This is a genomic window from Paenibacillus sp. NPDC057886, from assembly GCF_042796655.1.
Taxonomy (GTDB): domain Bacteria; phylum Bacillota; class Bacilli; order Paenibacillales; family Paenibacillaceae; genus Paenibacillus.
Genome location: NZ_JBHVMZ010000002.1, coordinates 76,777 through 94,339, shown reverse-complemented (window position 1 = coordinate 94,339; position 17,563 = coordinate 76,777). Strand labels below are relative to the sequence as shown.

The window sequence follows — 17,563 nt, the reverse complement described above, 5'->3', positions numbered from 1 at the left end:
ACATAATAAAATTAGGGACATTTGATACGGATGAGGGGGAAGAAAAAGGTGAGCATATTAAGATTGGCTCGTAAAAGCATGATTGTCTTATTGGTTTCACTATTGGCAGTCCAAGGCAGTCTTGGATTCCTGAATGCGGAAAATAAGGCATATGCAGCAGAAGATCCGCGTTGGGATGAGATATTTATTGAATCAACCATTCCAGCAGTTGACGCTAAGGAAGTAGACGGTAAGGAGCCGCTGGTTATACATTTTAAGGAAGCAGTGAGAAAAGCAGAGAGTGACCTTACAAAGTTGTATATCCTTCGTTATCAAGATGGTGAAGCAGAGGAAATGATCTTCATTAATAGTGAGGATATTCTAATCCGTGACCCTTCTGCCGATCCGGCGATACCTGCGAGCAGTAAGGGAACTGGGACTGAGGTGACTATTAAACACAAAGAGTTGCCAGGTGGTACATATTATGTGATGTATGATGTAGGAGCTTTCGTCACTGCAGCGAACACCATAGGAATAGGCTCTCCGTCTAATCGCCTATGGAAGTTTACTACAAAGGGAATAGGTACGGCGAAAGCAACAGCGTTTTCTCCGACGAAAGGGGCTAATTCGGTTCCTCTTGCTTCGAATATTCAACTGACATACAGTGAACCGATTAGAGCTGGAGCAGGAGAAATCCAGATCATGCAGGGCAATACCCTGTTTGAGAAATTCAATGTCAAGGACTCCAACCGGATTCGTATAAGTGATAGTTCCATTACAATTACGCCGTCCAAAAACTTCGAAAACAAGGCTACATACTCAGTCATTGTTCCAGAAGGTGCATTACGAGACCTTAAACAAGGCAATGACGTATCGGCAATCCAACAGGGGGAATGGACTTTTACGGCATTCCAATCCGATCCGGCTGCGTTGACTGTAGCGACTTTATCCCCTGCCAACGGAGCAAGTAACGTTGCTTTAACTGGCGATTTACTTGTAACGTTCAACAAGGACTTGGATCAGAGCTTTATTGGACGGATTACGCTGAAGAATGCTAATGGTTCAATTATAGCGACTACTCCTTCATTTATCAGTTCTAACAAAAGGCAGCTGCGCATAACCCCAACCACCAGTTTGGCTAGCAATACGAGCTATACTGTAGATATCGCAGGCGGGGCTTTGCAGGATACGACAGGGAACTTGTTCGTTGGTCTGAATGGCGCAACGTCATGGACATTCCGGACGCTCAGCCCGGATACAAAGGCTCCTGTACTTAAGACAGCGAAAATGCATAGCAATAACACTATTCGTCTAACGTACGATGAATGGTTGTACAGCACTAATTCACTCAGTAGCAGTTATACAGTCACCGTAAATGGAGAGAATCGGAACGTTAGTTCCACCTATATTTCAGGTGATAGTGTATATGTTGTATTGGATACCGGTGTAGCGGTAGGACAGGTCGTGCGGATTACTTATGCGCCTGGTACAGGTAATCGGCTTACAGATCAGTCTCTGAATGCTGCAGCTGCTTTTGGTGCACGGGATGTGGAGAACAGTTTGGACTCCGTCATGTCCAAGCCGCGAGAAGGTAGTGTATATTACAGTACAATTACGTTGTATTACCCTGAGACGGTATACATTACCTCAAGTGATGCAGTGAGACAATTCAGTGTAACTGCCGATCAGTCAGCTGTAGGCATTAATAGCATATCGGTCAATAATAGTTCCGTTGTGACATTGAATCTCAGTCGGTCTATTACGGATGGTGAAGTCGTTCGTGTTGCGTACACGCCAGGTTCATGGCCTGTAAAAGATACTCGTGGACAGGCTCTTGCTGGATTCAGTGGCTTCTATGTCCGAAATACGATTGATACCAAACCGCCTGAGTTCAAGAGCGCTGAGGTCAGTGGGAATAAATTATGGATTCGATACAATGAACCACTGAAAACGACGAATAAGCCGCTCAATAGCCAATATTCTGTTCTTGTGGATGGCAAGCCAATCTACGTAACGGATTCCATCATTGAAGATGATCTGGTAACGTTGACACTGGCATCGGCCGTGAAGGATACACAAAATATATCGTTATCGTATGTACCTGGAGCCCTGCGATTAACGGATCTGAATAATAACCCTGCGGGCTATCTCAATCTGACTCCAGTAACGTACACCTACGGAAATGGTAAAATTCTGTCGGCCACGCTCCAAGGAGACACCGTTCAGATAAACTTCCGTGATGCAATTCAGTCTCAGGCGGCATTAACGGTAGCTCAGTTCAGTGTGGTGCTTGGCAATTCATCCACAACTGTATTGTCGGCTTCAGCTTCTGGATCTGTGGTGACACTGAAATTAGATATTTCATCATCTACTACAGCTAGCCAGACAGGAACCGTTAGTTATATGCCTGGTGCAGTCCCATTAAGGGACTCGTCGAATGTTACTATAGCAGCATTCGGGCCTCTTACGCTGCAACAAACGAGCAATAGTTCGGGTAGTGGTGGTCAGACGGGGACACGTCCTGCCTGGTTGGAGGAATTAGATTCTTCGAGTTATGGTCAGTCTTTACTTGTGATGAACAACAATACGGCTTCTGCCGTATCTGCGGTGTCACGTAATAATCGTTCGACTCGTCAATTTAATGTGGATGCGACCAAGTTGATCCAGACTTTTGAATATGCTTCAACCGTCGGGAAAATGAGTCAGCCTGTTGTGATTGAGATTCCAGATAGCGAATCCTCTGCGTATGTTGGGTTCCCATTGAATGCACTTATTCAGATTGCGGCAAGTCATCGAACGGGTACAATCGGTGTAAAATATGGGGATCGGCTCTGGACTGTGCCGCTGTCTAATCTGAATTTAGCAGTTATGAGCCAGAACGTTGGGGCGCCAATCAACACAAGTACAACGACAGGAGCTGCAGCCCCATCCTTGTACGTTCAGTTAGAAACGGTTCCTGTATCTTCATCCGGTTCAATCGAAGGTTTGATTGCAGGTGCAGGGGCGCAGAAGCTTGGCAATTATACGGATGTATATGTGTTTGCTAGTAATGGAAATGCTGATCAACGTGTGGAGCAGAATATCAAAAGCCAGTTGGCCATGCAATTGTCTGCAAATACACCTAGATTAACATCCGGATTTACGTATATCGATCCGGTTACCTTTATGTTATCTAATGTACCAAGTTCTTTTAAAAGTACTGCTGGGGGTGTGGTTGTCCAAGGACAGCTGAATGGCAATCAATCAGTAGTTCCTGTTAACCACATCGTTAGTTATCAGGATACGTATTCACACTGGGCTAGTGAAGTTATTAATGAGCTCTCTGCTAAATGGATTATTAGTGCGTCGAATGGTTCCTTCTATCGGCCAAATGAGAACATTTCACGTGCAGAATTCGCAGAATTGGTAGCTAGAGGTCTGGGGCTGAATGGAGAGCAAAACGCAGCAAGTCGTTTCCGGGATGTACGTAGTGGCAGTGTTACCAGTGCCTATATCGGTGCTGCAGCTGAAGCGGGAATCATTACAGGCAATACCGATGGTACCTTCAAGCCGGATCGTCCAATTACGCGTGAGCAGATGGCAATCATGATGGTCCGTGCCTTGAATTATGGAGGTCAGCCAACTGCATTGAATTCTTCAGCTGCATCAACATTAGCTAAGTTTAAGGATAATAAAAAAATCCAATCCAAGGATTCTGTCGCCAAAGCGGTGCAGGAAGGCATTATTCAGGGAATGACTTCAAAGACATTTGAACCTCAGGGGAATGCATCTCGTGCACAAGCAGCAGTAATGCTGAAACGTGTTCTGGATAAGTTAGGATATTTGTAAAAACGAGATATTAATAGCACTCATTTTATTCAGGAATGGTAAAGGTAACGATATGTAACAAGGTTGGAACATTTCAAGAAAGTTCATTTCTTGAGGTGTTCCTTTTTAATTTTGAAAGAGGAAAATGTTTACATTATTGTAGTTGGAGTGGTACGCTAGTCAATAGTGAGAGAATATGAGATTTACATTGTGATGGCATACGGAATCGTTAGGGAGGCAAAAGATAAGATGAAAATAAAGAAATCACTGATAGCTATATTAACTATAATGGCCGTAGTAGTAAGTATTTCGGGGGCTGTTTATATCGACGCTGCTAATTCTGCACAGAATGAAGATGGAGAGAAAAGAAGTAACACCACCTATCCAGTAAATCAGGCAGGTCAGACGTACGGAGGGAATTCTGGCGATTATGGAAAGGAGCCTGTAGGTCCAGATCTGGTATTGGCTGAAGCCACTAATGGGGCTATTGGTTATGTTTTGGAGTCTGATTTACAGGGTCCAGATCACAAAACCCCTGAAGAAGCTTTGCAGTGGCAGAGCCAGCAAAAGAAGGATCAAAGCATACCCGTGTACGAGAAAGATGGAACAACAATTATCGGTGAATTTATCATGTCGAGATCGTCAGGGGAATAATAGCATCATGTCAAATGGAGTTACATGTAAGAGTTGATTGGGTTCCGGGATTGGTTTCAAAAATTAAATCTAAGCCAAGTAGACTTCTGTTGTGCTGAACTAGGCATAGCTGAAGTCTATTTGCTCTATACGTTATTCGTATAACATAATCATAAGTTGTCGCATAACCCAATAAATACCTGAATTCAGGCTCCGGGCGTAACTTTTTCCACAAAAAGTAGTCTATTAATAGAAGAGTATACTAGAAATCTCGCTATCTGCTGCCATGTGGTAGAGATCGTGATATCTAAGATTGATATACAAGATGGGAGAGACGTTTCAAACATGCTGGGGAAACAAGGGAAACGGCTGAACGACGTTAAGGGTAGCAAGGCGAAGAAATGGGCGATTGTGACGCTGGCAGGCGTGATCTGGATTGCACCGGTTCTGGGAGCGGGACAACAGGTCTGGTCGGGAAGTTCATGGCAGTCAGTAGCCGCTGCGGCATCTACAACGACAAGCAAACTGAGTGAAGAAATTCTGACTTCGGGTGCGAAGTTGATGAAATACAGTTATACAACGACACGTTCCGGCTCGAAGGTGAACGTATTGGCGGACGTCATTCAAGTGGATTTGCAGAATCCTTATGTGAAGCTGGACGTCATGACAGGTAAGGGCGGCAATCTGAACAGTAAACAAAGCACGGGTGGCATGGCTAAGGAAACCGGAGCAGTAGCCGCCGTGAACGGTGATTATTTTAATGTATCCGGAGAACTTGCCCCAATAGGTGGACAGGTCTCTGACGGGGTCCTCGTATCTACACCATCGGAATTGTCAGGCATGTATGCCCTCACCGTAACCAAAGACGGCAAGCCGATGATTGATGAATATTCATTCGATGGCACTGTGAAGGCGGATGATGGTTCAACGTTTGCTTTGCGTGGGATAAATAAAGAGGACTACACAGTTGAATCAAGCTCGGTGAAATACAGCCACGCCAATTCGATGTATATTTATACACCGGCTTGGACGTCCACGAAGCGGCCTAATGATCCTTCCACAACACCAACCGAGGTACTTGTGCAGAACGGTGTGATCACCCAAATTTCGGATAAAAAGGCCTTAAACATGACGGTGCCGGCAGATGGGTATATTTTGCGTGCGCATGGAACGGCAGCGACATGGATTATGACCCACCTGGCGGTTGGGCAGACGCTGAATGCGGATTACAAGCTAAAAGCCAAAACAACCGGGGAAACCGTTGATCCGAGCAACCTGCAAATGATGATTGGCGGTCATACCATTCTGGTAAATGGTGGCAAGGCGGCTACTTTCTCCCGCGATATTGTTGCTTCCGGCATTGGTGGCATTCGTGCGAGAACAGCGGTCGGCTACTCTCAGGACGGTCGGTATGTCTACATTATTGCAGCGGAGAAAAACAGTAACAGCAGCGGCTTGTCGCTGACTGAACTGCAATCCTTCATGACCAGCATTGGTGTATGGAAAGGCATGAATCTGGACGGAGGCGGCTCCACAACGATGGTAACTCGTCCGCTTGGCGAGGAGACAGCAGGGCTTACGTTCAACACGGAGTACGGTACAGAGCAGCGTCAGGTCGTAAACACGCTGGGCGTGTTCTCTACGGCGCCGGAAGGCAAGCTGAAGGGCTTTGCCGTGAGTGGCAGCCAAACGTTGCTGGTAGGGCAAGAGGGCAAGTATACAGCCAAAGGATATGACACCTACTACAACCCGATTGCGACAGGCGATATCAAGATGACGTGGAAATCGAGCAACAACGGCATCGTGAGTGTGAGCAATGGAACGATCAAAGGTGTGAAACCAGGTACAGCGACACTGACTGCAACAAGTAACGGTGTTTCATCTTCCATTAAAGTTACCGTGCTGGGCGGAAGTGAACTGGCTTCGCTGACAGCAGGGTCTGGCTTGGGATCGCTCCAAGCGGGCACAACGATTTCCATTCCGGTAACGGCGAAGACCAAAGACGGGCAAAGTGTAACGGTTCCGGCGGACTCGCTGACTTGGGAATTTATCGGTTTCAAAGGTAAAGTGGTTGCAGACCAATTAACCGTATCCTCCGTGAACTCTGGCGCTCAAGTTGGCTACGCAATCGGTCGTTATGACGGCTACAGTACCGTGGTTGTGCTCTCCGCTGCCGCAAGTGAAACGATATGGGAGAACTTCGAGAATGTAAGCTACCCGATCAACTTCACGACCAACGCAGCAGGTGTAACCGGATCGGCTTCCGTGACAGCTGGAACAGGTGAAAAAGCGGGCTCCAAGGTGCTGCAGCTGAGCTATGACATGACCGCAGGAATAGGTAAAATGTATGCTTATGCCCAATTGAATGGTTCCACTGGTAAAGAGGTATCTGCAACAGCGACATCCATGTCAATGGATGTTATGGGAGATAAGAGCCTCAACTGGCTGCGTGCCGAATTTACCGATGCCAATGGCAAAACGGTATATGCCGATCTCGCTAAGGCAATTGATTGGGATGGTTGGAAAAAGCTAAACGTGGACCTGAATGGGCTGAATATTTCTTATCCGGCGAAGCTGAAACGTGTTTATGTGGTGAATGTGGAAGAAGGTCAGGATGAGCGTTCGAAGGCAGGCACGGTTGCTTTTGACAACATTGCTTTCACCATGCCATCCAAATCCAGTGAAGTGGGCTTGCCTACAGGAACTGCTTCATTGGTGCTTGGACAGAAATCTATGACCGTAAACGGAACGAAAAAGGCAATCGATTCTGCGCCAGTACTGAAAAATGGTACAACATATGTTCCAATCAAGCATGTATTGGATGCCTTTGGCGGACAGGCGAGCTGGGATAGCAAAAATCAACGAGTTACCGTCGTGCGCGGTGGCAAGCTGATTGATCTGGTTGTAGGCCAGAAAGAATTCATTATCAATGGCAAAAGACAAAGTGCAACAGTAGCACCTTACGTATCTGGTGGTAGGACTTTAGTCCCTCTCAGACTCGTTTCAGAGCAGCTTGGACTGATTGTAAAATGGGAACAGAACACGAAGACCGTTACCATCTCATCGTGATATGGTATGATATATACCGGAAACGATAGAAATGGAGTCGAACAAACGTGGATTTACAAGCCGATGCCATAGACCGCGTCATAAAAAACGCCATACAAGTCATGGAAAACAGTAAATATCAAATGTTTGAGATTATGGACTCGACTCGGAATGAGCTAAAAACGCTGAACGAGGAGTTGAAGTCGGTTCTGAAGGAGACGGCGGAAACGATCGAGAAAGTAGATCAATTGGAGCTCAACTACCGCCGCTCCCGGATCCGGCTAACTGAGGTTAGTCGTGACTTCGTCCGTTATTCCGAGCATGATATCAAGCAGGCGTATGAGAAAGCGACGCAGTTACAGCTGGATCTAATGATTTACCGTGAGAAGGAAATGTATCTGAAAGCCCGTCGGGATGATCTGCAGAAGCGTGCCAAGAATGTGGAAGCTTCCGTGGAGCGCGCCGAGACGATCGGTTCCCAGATGGGGGTTGTACTGGAGTATCTGTCGGGTGAGCTGGGTCAAGTGACCCGCATCATTGAATCCGCCAAAAATCGACAAATGATTGGTTTGAAAATAATTTTGGCCCAGGAAGAAGAGCGGAAACGTATTGCCCGTGAGATCCATGACGGACCTGCACAGATGCTCGCAAATCTAGTGCTTAGGACGGAAATTGTAGAAAGAATGCTCATAAAGCAGGATTTTAAGATGGTCCAGGCCGAAATAGTAGATTTGAAAGGCCAGGTTCGTTCGAGTCTTGGAGAAATGAGAAAAGTTATTTTCAATTTGCGTCCTATGGCACTGGATGACCTGGGATTGATTCCAACGCTTCGGAAGTACGTGCAGGATTTTGAAGAAAAAACAAAAATCCGCTCGCTTTTTGAAACGAGAGGCAAGGAACACCGTTTGTCTTCGGCAATGGAGGCTGCGATCTACCGCCTTGTGCAGGAAGGTCTGTCCAATGCTGCAAAGCATGCTTATCCCACTTATGTTGTAGTGGAAATTACATACCAGGCTCAGCTCGTTAAGATTGTCGTGCAGGACAATGGGCTTGGGTTCAAACCGGAGCTTCTTGCGAAGAAGAGCAAGGATCATACCCACTTCGGTCTGATTGGGATGAGAGAGCGGGTTGAACTGTTAGAAGGAAGAATAGAGATCGAATCCGCGGAAAATCAAGGAACCAAAATAGTGATTCATATCCCGACAAACGTGGATAAGGGAAAGGAGTAGCAGGATGGAAAACCGTGATACTGGTAAGGCATCAATTAAAGTTCTTTTGGCTGATGATCATCAGCTGTTCCGTGAAGGTCTGAAACGCATTTTAAATATGGAGGACGACATTGAGGTCATCGGCGAATGTGGCGATGGGATTCAGGTGCTCGAATTCTGTAATCAGGATAAACCGGACATCGTATTGATGGATATCAACATGCCGGTGGAAAACGGGGTTGAAGCGACGGAGAAATTGCGTGAGCTGTTCCCGGATGTCAAAGTGATTATCTTGTCTATTCATGATGATGAGAGTTATGTGTTCGAGACACTTCGTAAAGGTGCTAACGGATACCTGCTGAAAGATATGGAGGCCGAGTCCCTGATTAATGCGATTCGTTCCGTTCATGAAGGGCATGCATTCATCCACCCTAAAGTAACGGGCAAACTGATCATGCAGTTGCGTCGGATGACGTACCTTAATGAGACAGGGGCAATGAGTGAGGGCGCTTCGAAAGAAGCAGGCGTTAAATTTGTCGCTGGCGACAATAATCCGCTTACTCGTCGTGAGGCCGAAGTTTTGCGTCTAATGGCTGAAGGTAAGAGCAATAAAATGATTGGTGAGTTCCTGTTCATCAGTGAAAAAACGGTAAAAAACCATGTCAGCAGTATTCTGCAGAAGATGGAAGTGGACGATCGTACGCAAGCGGTTATCAACTCGATCAAATATGGTTGGGTTACCCTCTAATATACGATTGTATTTAGATGCAGTTTGATTTTAGCAATTATAGGATTCTGTTTACTCGCGCCCATTCCAAAATGTTGGACTGGTTAGCGGGTTAATGGACTTTATTACTGCAAATAAGCAAAGTGTGAAGTTAGGAGAACTTATGTTCAAGCTTCGGCATGAATGAGTGAACGACCTGGCCTGTCTTCTTCGTCCGGTGTCGATCAGAATGGAATATGCGCGTTTAGAATTTGCAAGTGTAACCCTTCGGGGAATGCAGCATATACTGCTGTATACAGGGATGTTCGCCATGGGTGAGCATGACCTTCCGAGGAGGTGCAGTTGCCATGGTTGCTCATCTGACTATGATTCTGCTCATATACTTCCTGGCGGCAATGGCCGTTCATGCCATGCACCAGCGCCATCTTTCCCGTCCGGACCCCGAAGGCTACGAGCAAATTATGCTCATTCCTTCCAATCAGGAGCAGCGGATTGAAGGCATTGTAAGAGCGCTTTGCCGGGAATTATTTTACCGTGGAAAGAGCTTCACATTGACGGTTGTCGCTGATCGTACAGAAGCGGAAACGGTTCGTATTATTGAAAAGCTTATGCTTAGGCAAGGAATGGAGCTATCCTACCTGTCTGCTGTCCCTTCCGATATGGAACAGGTGACTCAGACCGGGAACCGTGCTATTCGTCTTATCGATTTGCGTGATCCAAAGCAGTAGTGCTATGTGCCCGAGTTAAGCTTGGATTCCATATGTTCGAGGTTGAAGATTACAGCGGATGCTGTAGTCTTTTTTTGTCATTGTAGCCAAGCTTGCTGTTAAATTAAATATGGGTTTTTATGCAATCTATGGTTATTGACCCGGTTGGAGCCTTGTTGAGATGACAGGACGAACCTTTTTGAATTCAGAACTCTTAAGTTAAAAGTATAGACGATGCAGATTGGAAAAAGTTTCGATTGGTCAAAGAAAGATTATCGCTACTAATTGAATTGGTAAAATGGGCTTTTGGAAACTAAACGACTTGTGGGACGACTCCACAATTGATATAGTGATAATACAAATGGATATTGAATAAATGAGATATGGACATGAAGCACATGCTCCGACGAATAGTCGGTTGGCATGTGCTTTTTTGCGTTTTGGGACATGGAGGATGAGGGAGGAGAGCGGATGAAGGTTGGGTTGTATGTGTGCCGAGTGAGAGAAGAGTGGAAGATGGTGCTGTCACTGGATATCCGAGTGGATGTAGCGTGGTGGCTTGAGGGGGTGAGCGGACAAGGGGTGTTGCGATGGTTGTTGTTAGGCAGGGAGTTACCTTTAAGTCAGGCCTCGTGGATGGTAGAGAATTTTGAGATGGAGCGAGGGATGGATCAGTGGGGAGAGGAGCACTGGCAGGCGTATATGCAGCGCAAACTCGTTTTGATTGAAAAGGCATCGGGCGAGCAAGAAGCCAGGGGAGTGATTGGAGGCAACGAGGGAGTTACTGCGGGGAGGGTAGAGGTGGGCGGGATGCCAGAGGCGTATCCCGCCGGAGAGTGGGCTCAGCTGGAGCGGGGCGCGGCCCTGCTGGCTGAGCGGCTTCTCGGCCGCCAATTGCTGGCGGCCGAGGCAGAGGCGCTGCTGGCGGACACGGCGCCGCAGCTTGCCTCGGTTTGGCGCGCGGCTGCGCAGCTCGCACACCTGCGTGGGCGGCTGATCATAGCAGCCGCCCTGGAAGGGACTGCCACGCGGCGGCAACGCCTCGCGTGGCTTGGTCGCGCGCAAAGCGCGCCCCGCTGCCGCCGATGCGGCAGCTTTGCCGGGCAGCGCGTGCCCTGCGCTGCCTGCGGCTTGGCGGCGTGCGCCTACTGCGAGGCTTGCCTCGCGCTGGGGCGCAGCCGTGCCTGTGCGCTGCTGCTGCGCAGCACCGCGTCGTGGCACGGCCGTTGTCCCCACCGAGGGCGGACTTGCCCGGTGGGGGCTTAGCCCTGCGCAGAGCGCGGCGGCTGCCGCGGCGCTGGCGTTTTTGGCCCGGCCATCCGCAGGGGATGGGCCGGGGCGGTTTTTGCTGTGGGCCGTGACCGGGGCCGGCAAAACCGAGATGATATTCCCGCTGCTCCAATACATATTGGAGCGTGGTGGACGAGCGCTTGTCGCTACGCCGCGCCGGGACGTCGTGCTGGAGCTTGCCCCTCGTCTCGCGAAGGCGTTTCCTGACATCTCACTTGCTACGCTATACGGAGGCAGCACCGAGCGCTGGAAAGACGCGCAGCTCACACTCGCGACCACGCACCAACTGATGCGTTTTTACCAGGGATTCGATCTGGTCATTATCGACGAACTCGACGCATTTCCCTACCACAATGATCCCATGCTCGCTCATGCAGCTGCGTCTTCATGCAAGCCTGATGGTCATTTTGTTTATCTGTCTGCTACACCACCAGCTAGGCTGCAGCGGGAAGCAGCGCAAGGGAAACTCACTCACGCCAAAGTTCCGGTACGTTTCCATCGCCATCCCTTGCCCGTGCCACGTTTACTGAAAATGCCTACCGTCGCTGAATGTATTCGGAAGCGGGAACTGCCCGCTACTCTAAAAAAGAACATCCAAACCTCTTTGCTGCGCGAAGCTCAGGTATTTGTATTTGTGACACGGATCGCTCAGATTGAGGCATTTGTAAATCTCATGCGTCGCATGTTTCCGCAAATCCATATCGAAGGAACATCATCCCAAGATCCTGATCGTGCGAGTAAAGTTATTGCTTTTCGCGAACGGACCATACGTCTGCTCGTAACCACCACTATCTTGGAGCGGGGCGTCACCATTCCGCGCAGCGATGTATTCATTTTGGATGCGGATAACGGCCTCTTCGACGAAGCTTCTCTGGTACAGATGGCGGGTAGAGCAGGCCGCTCCATGGATGATCCTGCAGGAAGGGTAGTCTTTGCATCATCCCGTCGTACACGTTCTCAGGTAAAAGCGGTGGCACAGATCCAAAAGATGAACACCATCGCCCGCCGCAAAGGCTACCTTCACCCGCCAATACATTAATAGATACTGAGGGAGGCAACAATCGAATGTCGAACTGGCTAAGCAGCATCACTGACCACCTGCACCAACTCACCCATCGCCTGCATGGATTACTCGCCCCACCCGGAGCGACTTGTCTAACCTGTGGTACACGTGCGATATTGTCTCCGATTTACCCCGGCATCTGTCCGCGTTGTGTGCAGCAAATTCCATGGATTCGTTCCATCCGCTGTATGCGTTGTGGTCGAGGGATCGGCTGCCCGGACTGCGTCCGCCCTCACATGCAAAACCGTTCATTCATATGCAACCGCAGCGCCGTGCAGTATAACGCTCTTATGAAGGAATGGATTGGGATGTACAAATTCAGAGGACACGAGCGCTATGCACCACTTTTAACGGCACTTATTATTCAAGCATTTCAAGCAATGAGTGAAGAACTCAACCCTGTTTTGGCAAAAGAAACCCTGGCTCCCGTGGCTCATCCCGCCACGCCTGCTCAATACCAGGTGGCTGCCAATTCACATCCACCCGGCTCGATTGCGTCAACCAACGCACCCGTTCACCGACCTGACGGGCACGCAACAATACACGCGCCCGTTCACTTACCTGCCGCGTTAGCGCCCGTGCATATACACGCGCAACACAACAGCCACAGCTCAGACGCGTACTACACGCACGCTCATCCCGGAGCAGCGACGCGCCACCGCCAGTCGCTGCTCCAAAACAATAAGCCGCGATGGCGGCCAGACGCCGTGACCTATGTCCCCGTCAGCGACGAACGCCTTGCCGAGCGCGGCTTCAACCAGGCCGAGCGGCTCGCAGCAGGACTTGCCGCCGCCGTCCGCCTGCCTGTTGTTGATCTGCTGCAGCGTCGGATCAACACCACCAAACAAAGCTTCAAAACACGCGGCGAGCGTATCCAGACGATGCAGGATGCATTTGCAATTCAGCCAGGTGGAACGGAGATGATGCTTGGACTCTATAAAGCCGCCTCTCAATCCATTCAAAAAAACTTGTATTCACAAGCAGCAAATTCATACGCGATTGGACAAGAAGTATCTTCGAATATCAGACCAACTTCACAAGGTTGGCAGATTCCTCCCTTAAGATTGCTAATAATCGATGATATTTACACAACGGGTAGCACCTTGGATGCTTGTGGACAGGTGATCTTGAATGCTGCATCTTCCATGAACCTTCCTATCGAGATTTACACGCTGACCTTGGCCAGATCCTGACCGGAATATATGCATATGCACTTAATAAATGACTATCGTACTCAAGTTATATGATGATAATAATTAATAACTTCTATATAGGGAGGGAAGGTACGTTCTTATATGTACAGCGTTATCACTTTTGTGGATTTTCATATACATACATATGATTTGTATATTGGTTGTTTGACGAAATTATGAACATGAATTATACAAGAATATTTTTACATGTAAAAAAGAGGAATTGGTTCTGCCGTGTAGAATAGATAGTTCTGCCGTTCACCATAGGTGACAGCACAGGGAGTGGCACAACATATCTTTTGAAGGGGAGAACAATGGTGGTTGCAGGAAAAAGAAAAAATGGGTTTTACTTATGGACCGTCCGTTTACTGGTGCTAATACTGGTATTCGGACAGTTTGGCGTGTACGGGGGGAACCGGGCACATGCCGCAACGGTTCAAGGAGGTGTACTTTCTTCTAGTAATGATTCTCAGTTTGTTCTGTATGTCCAAGAAGGTAAATTAAAATCAAATGTGAATCAAGTTGAATTAAGGTGGCAAAGATCTGAGAATATTCCAACATCAACGTTACCTTCCTTTAAAAGCCAGTTAATTGTAGGGGAGACTAACGATATTTCTCAAGTTTCTTTTGGGACATACCATTCAACTTATACAGGAGAAGTTAAGCATGCTTTTGTTGTTGAATTCAATAAACTTTGGGAGGAATATCACCAAGTAGATTTTGTAAACGGAGATTGGGTATTTTCTGAAACGGATCCATTAGGAAACCTGACTCCGATTGATGTTTATGACACGCAAGTCGAACCTTTGAGTCTGGTGATTAATGCGGAAACAGGTCAGGTTGTAGATTTGATTTCCAACATTAACCCATACTATCATTCAAATGAGGAGAATTATTCGTTTATTCCTGAAATAGTAGAAGTGGAAGAACCTACTATTCCAGTTGAAATCCCGACTGGATTGGTAGCTGAAGTGAGTGATGGTTCGGTTGATCTTAGTTGGAATAAATCAAATAAAGCAACTGCTTATGAAATAGAAGTGAATGGAATTATAAAAGGACAATCGTACATAAATATGTGGGTTGATAATTCTTTGAATCCGAACTCATTCTATGACTATAGAGTAAGAGCAGTGAATTCGTTTGGAGTAAGTGAATGGAGTAATACTTATTCAGTAAAAACATTATTAAGCAAGCCTTCTCTGAACGTTATTCCAGTGGCAAGGAAAAATACAATTCAATGGTCAACTATAGGAGATGCGGATTTCTACCAGTTGCAAATTGATGAGGATGAACCGGTTCAGCTGAATAATACGAATTCATATGATCATGTAGATTTGATTCCGGGGTCCATACACTCCTATAAACTTAAGGCCTTCTCATCTGAAAACGAGAGTCTTTGGAGTAATACCTATACACAACTTACTGTATCCGATTATGAGAGTGGTTTGAAGATCTTAGAAGCTAAATCCAACCAAATTAAAGTCAGTTGGCAGGTTGTGAGTGGTGCCACGGGGTATGAACTGGAGATCGACGGAAAATTAGTTGCAGTATCAGGCACATCCTATACGAAGACAGGACTTACACCTGATTCGCAGCATACTTTCCGGGTAAGAACCAAAAACAAACTGGAAGTAGGAAGCTGGAGCAATTCTGTATTGGGTTTGACCCAATTAGCGACCCCTGTACTTAAGACAAGTTCTTTATCATCAAACGACACTCAATTATTTTGGCAACTCATTAAAGGGGCTTCATATTATGAAATAGAGATGGATGGAAGCGTAGTTGGCAGATCTATTGATCCTACGTACATTGTTGAGGGTTTAAATCCGGGTGAGTCCCATAAATATCGCATTCGTGCTGTAAGTGATACAAACGATAGTGTTTGGACGGGAATCGTTTCTCAAGTTACGCATCCCGACGTTGTAGCTGGATTAAACGTTACTGCCTCTACCAATAAATCCATAACACTAAAATGGAGTGCTGTTAAAGGTGCAACTGCGTATGATTTAGAAGTGGATGGCGTTACTGTTTCTGTATCCGGTACAAGCTATATTAAAAGCAATCTTCTACCTGACACGGATCATACTTTTCGAATCCGATCCAAAAATGCAGCAGGCGTAAGCTCATGGAGCGAACAAGTATTGGGGTTAACCAAACTTGTAACGCCGATATTAAAAGGGAATCAGACGAATGCGTCAATTACACTGACGTGGGTTGCTGTCCCAGGCGCTACATTATATGAAATTGAAGCAGATGGGAATATCGCAGGGATCACAGATGAACAAGTATTTGTGCATTCTGGATTAGTTGCGGCGAGTGCACACAAGTATCGTATTCGCGCAATAAACGGTTCGAATTTAAGTGACTGGACCACGTTACTTAACGTGAAGACATTAAAATAAACAGTCCATTTTGAGGAACAGGTTGCGCATTGACGCAGCCTTTTTCTCATATTTTTGATATGATATTAAAAAGTAGACTTGAAAAGACGTTATAAAGTAAAGTATACGTAGTAGAAGTTTGAGAGGGGCGTTTTAGCAATGAATCTGGGTAATTGTCCTCGCTGCGGCAGATTATATGCGTTGAATTTTCGGGATGTATGTTCGAACTGTATCAAAGAAATTGAGCAGGAATACCAGACATGTGTAGACTACCTACGTGAGAATAAGGGTACCAATATACAGGAATTATCTGATGCAACGGAGATTTCGATTAAGCAAATTACCCGCTTCATTCGGGAGGGTCGGATTTCCATCGAAAACGCCCCGAATATGATGTATCCTTGTGAAATATGCGGAACGTTGATACGCGAAGGACATATGTGTGACTCTTGTAGAAATCGCTTAACGAAGGACTTGGCTGGGGCAGCACGTGAGGTAGGCCAGAAGGATAACGGCAATATAGGCGGACGAACCTACAATGCTGTCGACAAACTGCGCGATTCATAGGAATGAGGGCTTAAATACAGGTTTTGCTATAACAAATGTTTTGGAACGTACCGATAAACTTATTAAAGATTATCGGTTTTTTTTATTATCCTAATTGTTCGTTAACATAATGATAATGTAAAAATCCTAAGGTGAAGGAAGTGTAGTTCGTATGAAAATCAATGAACCGAATAGAATTGGTGCTATCAATTCCTATCAGAGGAACGTTGAATCCAATCAGCAGGCTGATGCCAAAAAGAGCCGCCGTAAGGACGAAGTATCCATTTCTCCGGAGGCGATGAAGATGCTTGAGGAACAAGGTCGTACACAGGATGCAGGCCGTACACAACGTATTCAGGAATTAAAGGAACAGGTAAATTCGGGAACTTATCAAGTAGACAGCCAGAAGCTTGCCGAGAAGCTCGCTCCATACTTTAAGAACTTCCCTAATCAATAGGAGGACACATGGCAATTGAATCGATAATTGATGTACTTGAACAGCTGGAAGCCGCACATGTGGATATGCTTGAGCTGGGAGAACGGAAGAAGGAAGCTGTTGTTGCTAACAAAGTTGATATACTGATCTCTCTAATTAATCAGGAATCCAAACTGCTGAAAAGGATTGAGTTGATCGAGCAGCAAAGACTTCAGGCAGTCCACCAGTTTCTGGAGGGGCGTGGTATTAAGTCCAAGTTAAATCTGACCATTAGGGAGCTGACGAGATTGGTTTTTGATGCCGCAGAGAAAAAGAGACTTCTTCAAGCTCAAACTTCATTAACAGATGTGCTGCAAAGGGTGAAATATCTTAATGAAGCCAATCAACAGCTTATTAAGCAGTCGCTCTCGTACATCGACTTTTTTATTGAGACAATGTCATTTCATTCTGAATCAGAAGCCACGTATCAGAATCCTTCAGAGAAGCCCTATGGTATGACTCGTTCTGGATTATTTGATACACGGGCTTAATAATGGGGGAAAAAC

The 17,563-nt window shown here is 46.7% G+C and carries 11 protein-coding genes and 1 pseudogene; all 12 read left to right on the top strand.

Annotated features, from left to right (window positions below):
* Positions 1-48: 48 nt before the first annotated feature.
* The gene (locus ACFVQB_RS07640; RefSeq protein ID WP_379436575.1) at positions 49-3,807 is read left to right on the top strand and encodes an Ig-like domain-containing protein; all 3,759 of its coding nucleotides are present in this window, start codon (positions 49-51) and stop codon (positions 3,805-3,807) included.
* A 189-nt stretch (positions 3,808-3,996) separates the two neighbouring features.
* Complete coding sequence (locus ACFVQB_RS07635) at positions 3,997-4,440, top strand: hypothetical protein (protein ID WP_379436572.1); 444 nt, start codon at positions 3,997-3,999, stop codon at positions 4,438-4,440.
* A gap of 324 nt (positions 4,441-4,764) precedes the next feature.
* Complete coding sequence (locus ACFVQB_RS07630) at positions 4,765-7,488, top strand: stalk domain-containing protein (RefSeq protein ID WP_379436569.1); 2,724 nt, start codon at positions 4,765-4,767, stop codon at positions 7,486-7,488.
* A 47-nt stretch (positions 7,489-7,535) separates the two neighbouring features.
* Positions 7,536-8,696 (top strand): sensor histidine kinase, encoded by a 1,161-nt coding sequence (locus tag ACFVQB_RS07625; protein ID WP_024631628.1) that lies wholly within the window; start codon positions 7,536-7,538, stop codon positions 8,694-8,696.
* Between the two features lie 4 nt (positions 8,697-8,700).
* Positions 8,701-9,423 (top strand): response regulator transcription factor, encoded by a 723-nt coding sequence (locus ACFVQB_RS07620; RefSeq protein ID WP_024631627.1) that lies wholly within the window; start codon positions 8,701-8,703, stop codon positions 9,421-9,423.
* A 326-nt stretch (positions 9,424-9,749) separates the two neighbouring features.
* The gene (locus ACFVQB_RS07615) at positions 9,750-10,130 is read left to right on the top strand and encodes a hypothetical protein (RefSeq protein ID WP_379436565.1); all 381 of its coding nucleotides are present in this window, start codon (positions 9,750-9,752) and stop codon (positions 10,128-10,130) included.
* A gap of 450 nt (positions 10,131-10,580) precedes the next feature.
* Positions 10,581-12,438 (top strand): annotated as a pseudogene (locus ACFVQB_RS07610) (helicase-related protein).
* A 332-nt stretch (positions 12,439-12,770) separates the two neighbouring features.
* Complete coding sequence (locus ACFVQB_RS07605) at positions 12,771-13,655, top strand: ComF family protein (RefSeq protein WP_379436562.1); 885 nt, start codon at positions 12,771-12,773, stop codon at positions 13,653-13,655.
* A gap of 314 nt (positions 13,656-13,969) precedes the next feature.
* The gene (locus tag ACFVQB_RS07600; protein WP_379436559.1) at positions 13,970-16,057 is read left to right on the top strand and encodes a fibronectin type III domain-containing protein; all 2,088 of its coding nucleotides are present in this window, start codon (positions 13,970-13,972) and stop codon (positions 16,055-16,057) included.
* Between the two features lie 138 nt (positions 16,058-16,195).
* The gene (locus ACFVQB_RS07595; RefSeq protein WP_379436557.1) at positions 16,196-16,603 is read left to right on the top strand and encodes a TIGR03826 family flagellar region protein; all 408 of its coding nucleotides are present in this window, start codon (positions 16,196-16,198) and stop codon (positions 16,601-16,603) included.
* Positions 16,604-16,754: 151 nt separating this feature from the next.
* Positions 16,755-17,039, top strand: coding sequence for a flagellar biosynthesis anti-sigma factor FlgM (flgM, locus tag ACFVQB_RS07590; RefSeq protein ID WP_064641918.1), 285 nt, complete (start codon positions 16,755-16,757; stop codon positions 17,037-17,039).
* Positions 17,040-17,047: 8 nt separating this feature from the next.
* A complete protein-coding gene (locus tag ACFVQB_RS07585; protein WP_379436553.1) occupies positions 17,048-17,548 on the top strand; it encodes a flagellar protein FlgN in 501 nt (166 codons plus the stop codon).
* Positions 17,549-17,563: the final 15 nt, after the last annotated feature.

What these genes read in the sequence shown, in the direction of transcription:
- ACFVQB_RS07585 (WP_379436553.1), top strand. Translation starts at nt 17,048, where the DNA reads ATGGCAATTGAATCGATAATTGATGTACTTGAACAGCTGGAAGCCGCA.
- ACFVQB_RS07605 (WP_379436562.1), top strand. Translation starts at nt 12,771, where the DNA reads ATGTACAAATTCAGAGGACACGAGCGCTATGCACCACTTTTAACGGCA.
- ACFVQB_RS07595 (WP_379436557.1), top strand. Translation starts at nt 16,196, where the DNA reads ATGAATCTGGGTAATTGTCCTCGCTGCGGCAGATTATATGCGTTGAAT.
- ACFVQB_RS07620 (WP_024631627.1), top strand. Translation starts at nt 8,701, where the DNA reads ATGGAAAACCGTGATACTGGTAAGGCATCAATTAAAGTTCTTTTGGCT.
- flgM (WP_064641918.1), top strand. Translation starts at nt 16,755, where the DNA reads ATGAAAATCAATGAACCGAATAGAATTGGTGCTATCAATTCCTATCAG.
- ACFVQB_RS07615 (WP_379436565.1), top strand. Translation starts at nt 9,750, where the DNA reads ATGGTTGCTCATCTGACTATGATTCTGCTCATATACTTCCTGGCGGCA.
- ACFVQB_RS07630 (WP_379436569.1), top strand. Translation starts at nt 4,765, where the DNA reads ATGCTGGGGAAACAAGGGAAACGGCTGAACGACGTTAAGGGTAGCAAG.
- ACFVQB_RS07600 (WP_379436559.1), top strand. Translation starts at nt 13,970, where the DNA reads ATGGTGGTTGCAGGAAAAAGAAAAAATGGGTTTTACTTATGGACCGTC.